The organism is Pedobacter folensis, assembly GCF_056490665.1.
The window spans coordinates 1,899,234-1,913,434 of the sequence record NZ_JBWJIF010000001.1 but is presented as its reverse complement, the minus strand read 5'-3'; the positions used below and the strand labels follow the sequence as shown (position 1 = coordinate 1,913,434).

Below are 14,201 nucleotides of genomic sequence, written 5' to 3'. Positions count from 1 at the left end.
ATGCTTAATCTTATTAAGATAGTAAATTTACCAATAATGTAATTGCTTTAATGGAGATTATCATGGCTAATCAATCTTTAAGGAATGTATGGATAGATTACCTGCGCTCAACCATAACCGTTTTAGTGGTTGCACATCATGCGGCATTGGCCTACACCACTTTCTCTGTATTTAACAAAGATGCTTATATCCTGTCTACACATCCAGTAGTAGATCATGCCAGATGGGCCTTGCTTGATGGCATGGTCAGCTTTAACGATACCTTTTTTATGTCGCTTATGTTTTTTCTGGGCGGACTTTTCTTTTTTTCTGGCATTGATAAAAAGGGTTATCTATGCTTTATTAAAGATAAAGTTTTCAGGTTATTGATTCCGTTCTTATTGCTGGGTACCGTGCTGATGCTTTTGGCATATTTCCCTTCATTTTATTTAATGCGTGGTAATACCAATATTTGGACTTATGTTCAGGATTTTTTCACAACTGAGGCCTGGCCGGTTGGTCCGCCGTGGTTTTTATGGTTATTGTTCGTTTTTAACTTTGTTGCGGCATCGTTTCATCAATTATTTTATGGCGGAAAGAACAGCGCGCTACAATTAAACCTTAATAAAAACACGACGGCTGTTGGCCTGTTTTTAATTTTGTTTTTAACAGGTTTGCTTGCTTATCTGCCCATGGCAGGTTATTTCGGGCCATATAGCTGGACGGGGATTGGACCTTTCGATTTTCAGCTGAGCCGCTTAATCCTGTATTTTGCCTATTTTGCAATTGGGGCAGTTGTTGGAAAATTAGCGATCAGTGAAGGCGTTTTAGCTAAAAAATCGTTAACCGTTAAATACTATCGGTTATGGTGTTTGCTGGCCCTTATGGCTTTCGGTGCTTTTTTGTATTCAACCGATGTTTTGAACAAAGCAGTAGATCAAAAATTGCTCAGTAGCAATCAAAATGCGATGATCAGCAATATATTATTTGTGCTTTGCTGCACCTTAACATTTCTTGCTTTCGTAACCAGCTACAGCAAACTGGTTGTCAAAAAGATCGCCTGGTGGGATTCGCTCAGTAGCCATGCCTATTTAATTTACCTGGTTCATTTTGTTTATGTAACCTGGCTCCAGTTTTTATTGTTATCGTTTAATATCTCTGCAGGTTTTAAGTTTCTAATTGTTTTTGTTTTGTCGCTGGGATTAAGTTGGGCAACTGCTTATTTACTGTGGAAAATACCTTTGGTGAAAAAATACCTGTAAGCTGGAGGATGTTGTTCATTAGGCATTGGTCATTGCATACTGCCCATTGATAACTGCCCACTGTAAATTGTCTTTTGATTTTTGTTCATTGGTTCATTTGTCATTCGTTCACTAGTCATGGTACAGTTCAAGGTTAAGTTGACTCTAAACGCCAAACCCTTAACTCTAAACTAATCAGCTCATTTATCCTTCACATCGTATATAAGCTGCACAACACCCGATGGAGCACTTTTGGTTTCTTTTAGGCTTAGCCAAACCCGATTGGTTATTTCACTAAATAATAATTTACCTCCGCCTAATATTACCGGGTGTACAGCGAGCTGCAGTTCATCAACCAGGCCGGCATTTAAAAAGGTAGATATTAGCTTCGCACCACCATATAGCCATATGTTCTTACCCGGCAGTTTTTTAATTTCGTTAACCCTTTCCACAATGTCCGAATGGATAAAAGTTGCACCTGTACCATCGTCGGTTTTGGTATGCGAAAAAACATACTTTTTCTTGCTGTTGATATTTTCGGAGATCGATTTCATCAAATCGTTTTCTTCTTCTCCGGGCTGGTAATTTCCCCAGAGATCGTAGCTGATCCGTCCATAAAAAATAGAATCTATGCCATCTAAAAAATCGTTAAAATTGGCATCCCCATCCATAATACACCAGTCAATTTCTCCATTGGGGCCTTCAATATATCCATCAAGGGTAACAGCAAGGTCGAGAATAATCTTTTTCATCTGTGTTTATTTTACGGTTTAGCTTTATACAAGCTCTTAACTTCTAAATTACAAAATATCATTTAACGGGCTAATATAAAATCGGCCTCGAAATTAGCGTTGCATTCATCTCCATCGGTTAATTCTCCAACTTAACCTTAAGTTAACATATACGCTCTTTCTTTGTTCAGCATTGCCTGATATATAGATGCTTTAACATGATCAAACCTTTTAGTGTTCTTTTACTTTTCCTGTTTTTCATTTCAAATGTAAATGCGCAGGAAGAAAAATTCGAATCGATTATTGCGCTCAATCAAAAAGACCCGACTGCAGCCCTGGCTCAGTTAAAAAAAATATATGCGAAATCTATCGACGATAATGATGAGCTTTTAGAGGGTAAATGTTTACAGCAAATGGGCAAGGTTTGTTATACACAGGGGCATTTTAGTCAATCGTTAGAGTTCTTTTTAAAAGCAGATAAAATATTCAATACAGCCAATCAATCACTTTTGCTGGCCGCCAACCTTAACGATGCCGGTGTACTCTACTACTACATGAAGCAAAAAGATAAAGCCTTAAATAGCTATAATAAAGCCATTGGCATTTATAAACGAGCGAATAATTTAACAGGCCAGGCAACCGTTTTGGGGAATATCGGGCAGTTATACGAAAAAAGGCAGCTTTACGACAGTGCATTTTACTATCAAAAACTCGCTTTAAAAATAAACGAACAGGTTAACGATAAAAGCGGGGAGGCAAAAATACACGAAAACCTGGGTAGTATATATGAAGATCTGGAGCGCTACGACTCTGCTTATGTGCACTTTAAACAGTCGTTAGATTTATATCAGCAAGATCATAATGACCTGGGGAGCATTGAGGTGATTAATAATCTGGGCGATATCCTCCGTAAAACCGGCCGGTATAAAGAAAGTATTGTGCAAACTGAAACTGCATTGAAACTGGCCGAAAAAATGGGTAATATTTATCAGTTAAGCTCCTGTTGCAGAGATTTGGGGAAGGCTTACGAACTGCTGAATAACATGGATAGTGCCTATCATTATGTAAAACTGGGTTATAAATATACCATCGATCTGTATTCGGAAGATGGTGCACGACAGGTCGCTTTTTTACAGGTATTGTACGATATCAATAAAAAATCGGATGAGATTAATAAACTGAAAAACGACCGGAAGGTGAACCGGATTATTGCTTTTTCAGCCACAATTGTGGTGATATTATTGGTCGTTTTAGGTTTTGTTATTTTTAGCAGACAACGGTTAAAGTTGAAAGATCAACAGATGCTGGCGCGGCAGAAGGCAATAGAACATGATATGACCAGCCTCGAACTCAAAAATCTTCAGCTAGAAGAACAGCACCTAAAGCAGTTGCTGGAGGTTAAAAGCAGGGAATTATCTACCCATACCTTAAATCTGATCAAACACAACCAGTTCCTGGAAAACCTTAGAGCTACTTTACAGGCGATGGTAAAAGAGGATAAACGCGATCAGAAAAAGCAAATGAACCAGATCCTCACCGAGATTAACCAGAGCTTTAACCACGAACGCAACTGGAAAGAATTTACGGTGGCTTTCGAACAGGTGCATCATCAATTTCTCGAAAGCCTGAAAAAATATAGCAACGAACTTACTTCGGCCGATATGCGCCTGATTGCACTATTAAAAATGAATCTCGATTCAGGCGATATCGCAACCTTGCTCGGTATATCCACCGATAGTTTAAGGGTATCGAGATATAGGCTCAGAAAAAAGCTGAATATGTCGCAAGGCGATAATTTATCTGCATTTATCCAGGCGCTATAACCGTTACATCAGCTGTAACATATGAGCTGTTTTTTGGTGTTTTTTGAGGCTTAACAATTTGTTAATGTAACGGTAATAAAAGCATAACGGCGTTTTTGTGTATGCTTAATTTGTTGATAATCATTGTTTTGTGGTTTTGTGTTGCTTTTTGATCTATGGCTGTTGTAACGCTGTTGCCTTTATGTAACCTCGATAATTTCCTGGTGTAAAATCGTGTATACACCTTTGCCCCGTCGATAATAAAAAGACATTACCAAACACGATGAATAAACGATTACAAATTCTGTTTTTATTTCTTTTTTGTGCAGGCACCGCAAATGCCACAAAACTGAAAGGCCATGTTTACGATAAGCAAACAGGAGAGGCCATTGTAGGTGCAACAGTGGTTTTAGAAAACCCAAGGCGCACAACCAATACCGGATTGGATGGTACTTTCGAATTTAAGGATGTAAAAGTAGGTTCAGCCAAAATTAGTGTAAGCTACATTACCTACAAAACCATCGAGAAAACCTTAGTGATACTGAAAGAGGATAATGATCACTTAAAGTTCTACATGGAGAGCGATTCTAAAAGTCTTGATGATATCACCATTAAATCGAATGCGGTGAGTTCTACCGATCAAGGGGCAAGACGCCTGGAAAAAAATGCTCCACAGCTGATGAATATCGTTTCAGGGAGATCGATTGAGATTTCGCCTGATTTAACGGTAGCCAATGTGATGCAACGCATTTCGGGTGTGTCAATAGAGCGCAACAGCAATGGCGACGGGCAGTACGCCATATTAAGGGGAATGGATAAACGCTACAACTATACTTTGGTCAATGGTGTGAAAATTCCAAGTCCGGATAATAAGTACCGTTATGTTCCGCTTGATCTTTTTCCTTCTGATTTACTCGATCGTTTAGAGGTGTATAAAACACTTACCCCAAACTTAGAGGGCGATGCCATTGGGGGTGCCATTAATATGGTGATGAAAAATGCGCCTGGTTTATTACAGGTAAATGCCAATGTTTCTACAGGTTATAACCAGTTGTTTTTCGACCGGAAGTTTACCAGTTACAATGCTTCAGGTATTAATTACAAATCGCCTTACGAAGTAAACGGGAAAAACTACAATGCTACTCAAAGCGATTTTACCAAAGGGACACTCGATTATAAATATAAAAATCCTGCACCCAATTTAATCGGGAGCTTATCCCTAAGTAAACGCTTTTTGGATAATAAACTCGGAGTGGTGCTGGCAGGAAGTTATCAGAACACTTATCGCGGCAGCAACAGTACTTTTTACAATAACGCAGTGGTAGGTATCGATCCTTATGCCAAAATTACCAGTAAAAGTTACCGTGAGTATTCCGAACAGCAGCAACGAACAGGTTTACATGGAAAAATTGATTATGTTTTTAACAAAGATCACCAGATCAGTTTATATAATGTGTATGTTAACCTAAAAAATCAGCAGGTTAGAGATGCGGTAACCACTACCTATAATGGGGTTTATAATCCAACCGCAGGGAATGCTGAATTGGTTTACGATACGCGCAGCCGCTTAACGGAGCAGCAGATTTACAATACAACACTTCATGGCGATCATAAATTCTTTGATGATAAATTTAAAGTGCAATGGTCGGCTGTTTATTCTTCTGCTAAAAATGATGTACCCGAAAATACCAGCATCAGTTTAAACGGGATACAGCAGAATTTTCAGAGCAAACGGACCAGCTTGGTTAATACCGATCCGGTTACCCGCAGATGGGAGCGCAGTACCGACGAGGATTTGGCAGGATATCTTGATCTGACTTACCATGTTTTAGTCGATGAGCACAAACTGGATATTATGGCCGGAGGTTTATACCGCGATAAACAAAGAAGCAGTTTCTTTAACAATTACAACCTTGCCCCAAGTGCAGCCAATGCATTTGATCTTTACGGTGTGAATTTTCAAAATTATACCGATTTAAATCTCGTGGTGAGTAATCCTACAGGTGCAGTGTCTAATGCACTAACCTACGATGCAAGCGAAAAAATAGCAGCCGGATACGGTATGTTTAAATATAACTCAGCTAAACTGGAAGTAATCGGAGGGTTAAGGGTAGAACATACCAACCAGGGTTATAATCTGCTTTTTCCTGCAGGTGAGGCTTTCCCTAAAGGAAATCAGATTTATACTGATCTGCTACCCAGTTTAACTGCAAAATACTTCTTAAGCCCGAAAGCGCAATTACATGCTTCTTATTACAAGGCCCTTAACCGCCCTGGTTTTTATGAAATTGTACCTGGAAGAGTGAAAAACGAAGAATTTGTAGAACGTGGTAATGTGAACCTGCAACGTGCTTTAGCCGATAACTTCGATTTACGCTACGAACTTTTTCCTGGCGCTTCAGAGCAATTATTGGTTGGTGCTTTTTATAAACGCATTAAAAATCCTATTGAATATACCTTTCAGGCCGATGCCATTCGTGGACAAGACACTTTTTATACGCCAGGAAACTTTGGTACCGCCAATAACTATGGGGCAGAAGTAGATTACATCAAATATTTCAGCAAAATAGGTGTAAAGGCCAATTATACCTATACCCATTCACGCATCAACACCACTAAAACCACCAGGGTTATTAATCCTACTACAGGAGATACGGAACCGGCTAATGTTAATCAGGAGCGTCCGCTTTACGGTCAGTCAGCACATATTGCCAACTTATCGCTATTGTTTAAAGACACTAAAAAAGGCTGGGATGTTCAGGTTGCAGGTGCTTATACAGGGCCACGCATCAACACGGTTTCTCAATTCCTAAATAACGATTTGTGGCAGGAAGGATTTGTACAGATGGATGCTTCTGCTGAGAAACGTTTTAAAGGTGGCATTAGTGTTTTTATCAAAGCCAATAACATCTTAAATACCCCAACAAAGTTATTTATAAAAGGTACAAATCCTGAGAATAACAATATCAATGAAGACCTGGTTAAAAAAGGAAATACATTGATCAGAAGTGATTATTATGGCCAGAATTATCTGGTTGGCTTCAGATATAAGTTTAATTAATTAGAATTTAAAGATACAAAGACATGAAATCGAATCAGATTTTTAAATTGATGATCCTGATGGCGCTGACCTTAACAGGATGTGAAAAAGCCAATATCGATGTCGATACCACCGCTGTTGATGGTTCGGCAATTGGCGAAGTTTCAGGGGTTTGGGCTAAAGGCAGTACACAGGTCATTAAAGGTGATATTGTCATTCCGGAAGGGAAAACGCTCACTATTGAAGAAGGCGTAACGGTACTGATGGATACGGTTGCGAAACCCGAAATGATTATAAAAGGTAATCTGTATGCTTTGGGCACCACAGAGAACCCCATCAAATTTACCGTAAACGATTTTTACAAAACACCGTTAACCAAGTTTGGTAAACTTTGGGGTGGTATTTTAGCTGGTCCGACATGTGAGGAACTGGTGCTCGATCATGTCATTCTCGAATATGGCGGTGCTAAAACTTCCGATGCTTCTACTTCGGTAAAAATGGGCTTGTACAAAGCTGTTGCCGGCGAAAGTTTGCCCGCCCTTTGGTTTGCCAATGCCAGGGGCAGATTGGTGGTTCAAAATAGTACCATCAGAAATTTTCAGGAAGATTGTACTTATATTGAAGGTGGAAGAATCATTTTTGCCAACAATGTATTTTATACTACTGGAGTAACAGGAGGAGAGGCCATGAACTTTAAATCGGGCTGTTTGGCAGATGTGGCTTATAACCTGGTTTATAGCACCAATACCAATGCTTTAAAATTATCTAACACCGGAGATAAAACGCCACAAGCCTATATTATTGCCTATAACAATACCATGGTAAATACGGGCTGGAGAAGACCAACGGCGAAAGGCGGATCGATCTGGCTGGAAAGTACGGTGCGCGCCGATCTGTACAATAATCTTTTCGCCAATACCCGTTTTGGTGTGAAAAGAGATCCCAAAAAGCCTGAAGACAGCCGTTCTGTTTACAGCAATAACTGGTATTACGGTTTCGATCAGACCACAGTAAATCAGTTTCAGCCAACTGGCGATATTGTGGGCGGTAAAAACGATGTCATTAGTAATGTTGCCGGCGCAAACGATCCTAAATTTGTGAATTATCCTTTAAATACAGCTGTGACGAATGCCGATTTTAATACCGCATGGGATTTCCACCTGCAGGGCAACTCCCCAGCCTTGGGTAAAGGCATCATTAACTTTACCCGCCATCACCAAACTGGAATTATAATGAAAAATGGTATCACCTATGTCTCACCTTCACCATCAACATTTGTTGGTGCATACGGAACTAAAATATAAAATGAAGCATAACAATATATTAAACTTTGCCGCTTTTGTGGTTTTAAGCCTGGCCATTTCTTGTAATGGAGGTACACCAAATGGAAATGATACAGCAGTAAAACCCCTGTATGTATCCGATCCTGTCGATTTTGATACCGACGATCCTGCGATCTGGGTAAACCCGAATGATCCAGCGCAGTCTTTGGTGATCGGTACGGATAAAGACAGCAGTGGTGGCCTGTATGTTTTCGACCTGAAAGGTAAAATCATTAAATCAAAAACGGTAAAGGGTTTAAAGCGACCAGATAATGTTGATATTGCTTATGGTTTGCAACTGGCCGGGAAAAAGACAGATATTGCAGTTACAACAGAACGTTACACGCATAAACTGCGGATATTTTCTCTTCCCGATATGAAAGCCATCGATAATGGTGGAATTTCGGTTTTTGTAGGCGAAACTGGCGCAGAGTACCGCGATTTGATGGGGATTTCGATGTATACCGATCCGAGTGGAAAAATTTATGCCATTGTTGGCCGTAAAACAGGACCTAAAAACGGGAGTTATCTTTGGCAATATCTATTAACTGACGATGGAAAAGGCCATGTTAAAGCAGATTTAGTGCGGAAATTCGGCCAGTATAGTGGCAAGAAAGAAATAGAAGCCATTGCTGTAGATAACGAACTGGGTTATGTTTACTATTGCGATGAGCAGGTTGGTGTGCGTAAATATTACGCCGATCCGGCCAAAGGGAATACAGAATTGGCCCTATTCGGACAAGGCGATTTTGCTGTCGACAATGAAGGAATCGCTATTTATAAAACATCAGGAAATAAGGGTTATATCGTCGTTTCCGATCAGGGCGCTAAACAATTAAAGGTGTACGATCGGGTGGCTAAAGCCAATACTAGCAACCCACATCCGCTATTAACCACCGTTAAATATTCCGCAAATCAAACAGATGGGATTGATGTGGTTTCAGTCCCTTTAAATAACGATTTTAAACACGGTTTGCTGGTGGCCATGAGCGATGATAAGACCTTTCATTTTTACAGATGGGAAGATCTGGCCGGTAAAAAACTGAAGGTAATAAACTAGACCGGAAATACTATTCCCGATTGTGGTCGTCACCCTGAATTTATTTCAGGGTCTTTGTAGCAAAAAAAAGATGAGTCTATCCCATAAGTATAGAATTGTCATCCTGAGCTTGTCGAAGGACCTTTTAAATGTCTTACAAAGCGTTTCGACAACCTGTCCCGATTCTTCGGGATGTTCAACGTGACAAATTCGAAGTGAAATACAAATATGATACAGCCTTATGACGGCTCCTTCAAGAAATTATTGTAGTAGTGTGATGAGATCGACCTATACCGCAATATTATTCGATAATTTATACTCAGACGGGGTAATGCCCGTCTGTTTTTTAAAATACTTGCCAAAAAAAGAGGAGTTGCTAAAGCGCAGCTCCATGGCAACCTCCGAGATATTCATTACATGGCTGGTTAACAGTAGTTTCGCTTCTCTGATCACCATTTCATCAATAATTGCGCCCGCCGTTCTATCGGTTACCTGTTTAACCACCTGCGATAAATGCCTTGGCGTAATGCGTAAACAATTGGCATAATAAATTACACGTTTTTCCTTTTTAAAGTTTTCTGATACCAGTGATAAAAAACGATTGGTGAGTTCTGTCCTGCTATCGTGAACAAAAGGTAAGGCATCTTTCTGTTTGTTTTTTAGCAGAAAGAGGTCATAAAGCAATTCCAGAAAGCTATTATGCACAATGTTTTTAATCTGCGGGGTATCTTTTGATACATTCAGCTTTTTGTGCAGGGCAAGCATATCATAATAAATGAATGTATATTCCTCTTTTGACAATGAAAATTTATGCGTGGGGTCGTTCTGGAACATCCGGTAAGCTTCTCCGCTGTTAAAGAATACCCCTTTGGTTTTTAAATAACTTTTGTTGAAATGGATGCTGATGAAAGAAACATCGCTGTTATCCTTAATCTCATAAACAGCATGTGGAAAAATAAGTAGAATATCCCTCTGGTTTAATACATGCTCCACAAAATTTATCCGAAGGTTCATCTTTCCCTTGGTGATCAGAATTAAAGCATAACTCGATACGCGGAAAGGTTCCGAACTGCAATAATGCGGATCGCTGCTATGGTGGATTTTTGCCATCAATCCATCATTTAAAGAAAGCGCTTCCTCATGTTTTTTTTCTGAAAAAGTTTTATTGAGTAACTCTTGTTGCATAAAATCGTTCAGCGTTTTTTAATAATTTCTTAACAGATTCGATCATCTTTTGCACCACAATTTTAGCCACCCTTTTATGGATAGTTTTTCGCCCTTTATCTGTCGGATTTTGCTATGGCAAATGTAATGTTCGGGATCAGTTTTGCAAGAACATTTTTTTAAAATGACTAATTTCTGATTGATTTTTGTGTTTTTGATTAAGAGTTTGTATTGCTGTATTATGCTTAAATACAGGTATTTATCTTGTTTTTGATGCTTTTTTGGCTGTTTTTAACCTTTTTACTATTTTATAATAAAAGTCAGAATGTCAATTAGTCAATTCATCTGAATGTCACATTTTGCCAATCCAACTTTTTGACCAATATATCCCACATTTGAACCTTTTTTTGGCTTCAATTCCGCGTTAAAATTGTGTTATCAAATCGTTCGGTTAATGCGGCCTTAATCTATATCGTTGATTTTAATATCTACAAATAGCATTCGGGTGCAGACCAAATTTTCAGAACAGGGTTTAAAAAAACTGAAGAATATAAGTGTTCAGCATGCGTAAAAAATTACAAGATAGAATTGCCTCTTTTAAGGATGCGGCGGTGATAAAAGAAAAGGGATTGTATCCTTATTTCAGGTCGATAGAATCTGGCCAGGATACCGAGGTGGTGATCAATGGAAAAAAGGTACTCATGTTTGGTTCAAACTCCTATTTAGGCTTAACCAATCATCCCAAAATAAAAGAAGCCGCTAAAGCAGCCATCGAAAAATATGGAACCGGCTGCGCAGGATCGAGGTTTCTGAACGGTTCGCTCGATATTCACCTCGAATTGGAAAACCGGTTGGCCGAGTATGTAGGTAAAGAAGCTGCAGTACTTTTCAGCACGGGTTTTCAGGTTAACCTGGGGGTAATATCTTGTTTATTAGATCGTAACGATTACCTGTTGCTGGACGAATACGATCATGCCTCTATTATTGATGGTAGCCGTCTGGCTTTTTCGCGGACGATTAAATATGCCCATAACGATATGCAGGATCTGCGCCGCAAATTAAGCCGGTTACCTGAAGATTCAGCCAAATTGATTGTTTCAGATGGTATTTTCAGTATGGAAGGCGATTTAGTTAACCTTCCTGAAATGGTAGACATAGCCAACGAATTTGGCGCCAATATCATGATGGATGATGCACATAGCCTTGGCGTAATTGGCTTTAATGGATCGGGAACAGCATCACATTTTAACCTTACGGAGGATGTAGACCTAATTATGGGCACTTTTAGCAAGTCGCTGGCCTCATTAGGTGGTTTTATTGCTGGCAGTACCGAAACCATCGAATATATCAAACACCGCGCCCGTTCACTCATGTTTAGCGCAAGTATGCCGCCATCTGCTGTGGCAAGTGTGATTGCTGCACTGGATATTATCGAATCGGAGCCCGAACGGATAGATAAACTTTGGGCCAATACAGAATATGCGAAAAAACTTTTACTCGAGGCCGGTTTCGATATCGGGCACAGCAATAGTCCGATTATTCCCGTTTACATCCGCGATAACATCAAAACCTTTATGATTACCAATATCCTTCAGCAAAATGGGGTATTTGTAAATCCGGTTGTTTCGCCGGCGGTGCCTTCCGATTCGTCTTTGATCAGGTTTTCTTTAATGGCTACCCATACTTTCGAGCAGATTGAATCGGCCATCGCCAAACTAAGCGCAGCTTTTAAGGCCGTTAACGTAGAATTAGTAGGAAGCCAATCATGAGAGAACTGGTAAAGGTTTCTGGTAAAAAAGCATTAAAGGCCTTTGTTGATTTTCCACACCAATTGTATGCGGATGATGTAAACTATGTTCCTGAGTTATTTATTGCCCAACGCGATTTGCTTACCCCGGGTAAACATCCTTTTTACGAACATTCGGAAATCCAGCTTTTTTTGCTTTATGATGAGGGTAAAATAGTTGGCCGGATTGCTGCAATTAACAATACCAACCACAATAAGGTTTACGGCGGACATGATGGTTTCTTTGGTTTTTTCGATTGTATAAACGATGTGAAAGTTGCGCAGGCGCTTTTAAACGCAGCACAGGATTGGTTATCAGATCGGGGATTGACGAAAGTTTTAGGTCCGGTAAATTTCTCTACCAATGAGGTATGCGGCTTACTGATTGAAGGTTTCGACGGACCGCCTGTAGCCATGATGCCTTACAACGCCCAATATTATCTGTCGCTTCTGGAGCAAACGGGTTTCCAGAAAAATGTCGATTTAAGGGCCTACCGTTATACCGCAGGGAATTACAGCGAAAGATCGGTTAAACTACTGGATAGGATAGAGGAACGGCTGCTCCGGAATGATATTGTACTCCGCAAAATCAACATGAAGAAATTCAGGGAAGAGTGCAACGCGGTAAGAGAGGTGTACAATAAAGCATGGGATAAAAACCTTGGTTTTGTACCGATGACAGATAAAGAATTTGACTATACGGCGAACGATTTAAAACTGATCCTCGATCCTGAATTTTGCATCCTGGCCGAGCAGCATGGCAAGATTGTGGGTTTTGCACTGGCCATTCCCGATATCAACCAGATCCTGATCAAAATTAAACGCGGCAGGTTGTTTCCTACAGGATTAATCAAACTTTTAGCCAATAAAAAGAAAATTGACGGCATCCGTATTTTATTACTTGGCGTGGTCGATGGTTACCGGAAAATGGGCATTGAGGCCTGTCTTTACGGTCGTATCATCAAACATTTCAAGGCTAAAAATATGAAATATGCAGAGGCCAGCTGGACTTTAGATCATAACGACCTGATCAATAAACCCATTGAAGATATTGGCGGGAAGTTATACCGCAAATACAGGATTTTGGAGAAAACGATATGAAAAAGCGGGTATTGATAACAGGAGCAACCGGATTTGTGGGCTATCACCTGATTAAAGCCGCTTTGGCCAGCAATCTGGAAGTCTATGCAAATGTGCGCCGGTCAGCTGCTGCAGATCATCTTAAAGATTTTCAGATTAATTACGTAGATCTTGATCTTTCTTCGATATACCTGTTAAAAGAAAACATAGAAGAAAAGAAATACGATTATATCGTGCATGCCGCTGCGGTAACCAAGGCGAAAAAACTCGATGATTACAATCAGGTAAACGCCATTTATACCCGAAATCTGGCGCTGGCAGCTTCGAAATCAGAACACCCGATTAAGAAATTTGTATTTATCAGCAGTTTGGCCGCTCTGGGACCTTTAAATCAAAAAAATGAAAAACTAACCGATAAAGGGGCATCAAATCCGGTAACCAATTATGGGATCAGTAAAGCGCTTGCCGAGACCTATTTGGCTCAGATTCCAAATCTGCCCTTAATTACCTTCAGACCAACAGCGGTTTACGGTCCGCGGGAGAAAGACATTTTCATATTGATTAAAACGATCAAAGCAGGGTTTGAACTGTATATCGGTAAGCAGGAACAGGAACTCAGTTTTGTATACGCCACCGATCTGGCTGATATCATTATAAAAGCACTCGCATCTGATGTGGTTGGCAAAAGTTATAACATTTCAGACGGGGCAGTTTATAACCGTTCTGCACTGGCGGCCCACGTGCGCAAAGCTTTAAACAAAAAAACATTGACGGTGAATGTACCTGTGCAAATGATTAAGGGCCTTGCCTGGTCGATGGAAAGGTTGTATGGCGTATTCAATAAAATACCCGCCTTAAATGTAGATAAGATAAAAGAGCTCACGGCCCTGAACTGGGGCTGTGATATTAAAAATATTCAGAACGACTTTGGTTTTGTGCCCCAATTCGGGTTGGAACAAGGACTGAATGAAACCATAAACTGGTACCGTAAAAACAATTGGTTATAAGATTTTAAAT

At 39.9% G+C, this 14,201-nt stretch carries 10 protein-coding genes; 8 read left to right on the top strand and 2 right to left on the bottom strand.

Annotated features, from left to right (window positions below; translation table 11 throughout):
* Positions 1-62: 62 nt before the first annotated feature.
* Complete coding sequence (locus AC04QZ_RS07495; protein ID WP_478357237.1) at positions 63-1,241, top strand: acyltransferase family protein; 1,179 nt, start codon at positions 63-65, stop codon at positions 1,239-1,241.
* Between the two features lie 179 nt (positions 1,242-1,420).
* Here the strand turns inward: AC04QZ_RS07495 and AC04QZ_RS07490 are convergent, their stop codons facing one another.
* Positions 1,421-1,972: a dihydrofolate reductase family protein gene (locus AC04QZ_RS07490; protein ID WP_478357236.1), complete on the bottom strand. Its 552-nt coding sequence runs from the start codon at positions 1,970-1,972 to the stop codon at positions 1,421-1,423.
* A gap of 197 nt (positions 1,973-2,169) precedes the next feature.
* On the opposite strand from AC04QZ_RS07490, the gene AC04QZ_RS07485 reads away from it, so the two are divergent.
* From AC04QZ_RS07485 to AC04QZ_RS07470, 4 genes are all read left to right on the top strand, one after another.
* Positions 2,170-3,774 carry a helix-turn-helix transcriptional regulator gene (locus AC04QZ_RS07485; protein WP_478357235.1) on the top strand — a complete coding sequence of 535 codons (1,605 nt, stop codon included), beginning with the start codon at positions 2,170-2,172 and terminating at the stop codon, positions 3,772-3,774.
* 262 nt (positions 3,775-4,036) lie between these two features.
* Complete coding sequence (locus AC04QZ_RS07480; protein ID WP_478357234.1) at positions 4,037-6,814, top strand: TonB-dependent receptor; 2,778 nt, start codon at positions 4,037-4,039, stop codon at positions 6,812-6,814.
* A gap of 23 nt (positions 6,815-6,837) precedes the next feature.
* Positions 6,838-8,097, top strand: coding sequence for a right-handed parallel beta-helix repeat-containing protein (locus AC04QZ_RS07475; protein WP_478357233.1), 1,260 nt, complete (start codon positions 6,838-6,840; stop codon positions 8,095-8,097).
* Between the two features lies 1 nt (position 8,098).
* Complete coding sequence (locus AC04QZ_RS07470) at positions 8,099-9,175, top strand: phytase (protein WP_478357232.1); 1,077 nt, start codon at positions 8,099-8,101, stop codon at positions 9,173-9,175.
* A gap of 267 nt (positions 9,176-9,442) precedes the next feature.
* Here the strand turns inward: AC04QZ_RS07470 and AC04QZ_RS07465 are convergent, their stop codons facing one another.
* Complete coding sequence (locus tag AC04QZ_RS07465; protein WP_478357231.1) at positions 9,443-10,339, bottom strand: helix-turn-helix domain-containing protein; 897 nt, start codon at positions 10,337-10,339, stop codon at positions 9,443-9,445.
* A gap of 542 nt (positions 10,340-10,881) precedes the next feature.
* Between AC04QZ_RS07465 and spt the strand changes: the two genes are divergently transcribed.
* Genes spt through AC04QZ_RS07450 form a run of 3 tightly spaced genes read left to right on the top strand, consistent with a single transcriptional unit; the run spans position 10,882 to position 14,191 of the window.
* The gene (spt, locus tag AC04QZ_RS07460; RefSeq protein WP_086547178.1) at positions 10,882-12,087 is read left to right on the top strand and encodes a serine palmitoyltransferase; all 1,206 of its coding nucleotides are present in this window, start codon (positions 10,882-10,884) and stop codon (positions 12,085-12,087) included.
* Positions 12,084-13,205 carry a hypothetical protein gene (locus AC04QZ_RS07455; RefSeq protein WP_478357230.1) on the top strand — a complete coding sequence of 374 codons (1,122 nt, stop codon included), beginning with the start codon at positions 12,084-12,086 and terminating at the stop codon, positions 13,203-13,205. The genes spt and AC04QZ_RS07455 overlap by 4 nt, the downstream gene beginning before the upstream one ends.
* A complete protein-coding gene (locus AC04QZ_RS07450) occupies positions 13,202-14,191 on the top strand; it encodes an NAD-dependent epimerase/dehydratase family protein (RefSeq protein WP_478357229.1) in 990 nt (329 codons plus the stop codon). The genes AC04QZ_RS07455 and AC04QZ_RS07450 overlap by 4 nt, the downstream gene beginning before the upstream one ends.
* The last annotated feature ends 10 nt before the right edge of the window (positions 14,192-14,201 follow it).

Coding starts and splice junctions, on each gene's coding strand:
- AC04QZ_RS07495 (WP_478357237.1), top strand. CDS start 63: ATGGCTAATCAATCTTTAAGGAATGTATGGATAGATTACCTGCGCTCA.
- AC04QZ_RS07490 (WP_478357236.1), bottom strand. CDS start 1,972: ATGAAAAAGATTATTCTCGACCTTGCTGTTACCCTTGATGGATATATT.
- AC04QZ_RS07485 (WP_478357235.1), top strand. CDS start 2,170: ATGATCAAACCTTTTAGTGTTCTTTTACTTTTCCTGTTTTTCATTTCA.
- AC04QZ_RS07480 (WP_478357234.1), top strand. CDS start 4,037: ATGAATAAACGATTACAAATTCTGTTTTTATTTCTTTTTTGTGCAGGC.
- AC04QZ_RS07475 (WP_478357233.1), top strand. CDS start 6,838: ATGAAATCGAATCAGATTTTTAAATTGATGATCCTGATGGCGCTGACC.
- AC04QZ_RS07470 (WP_478357232.1), top strand. CDS start 8,099: ATGAAGCATAACAATATATTAAACTTTGCCGCTTTTGTGGTTTTAAGC.
- AC04QZ_RS07465 (WP_478357231.1), bottom strand. CDS start 10,339: ATGCAACAAGAGTTACTCAATAAAACTTTTTCAGAAAAAAAACATGAG.
- spt (WP_086547178.1), top strand. CDS start 10,882: ATGCGTAAAAAATTACAAGATAGAATTGCCTCTTTTAAGGATGCGGCG.
- AC04QZ_RS07455 (WP_478357230.1), top strand. CDS start 12,084: ATGAGAGAACTGGTAAAGGTTTCTGGTAAAAAAGCATTAAAGGCCTTT.
- AC04QZ_RS07450 (WP_478357229.1), top strand. CDS start 13,202: ATGAAAAAGCGGGTATTGATAACAGGAGCAACCGGATTTGTGGGCTAT.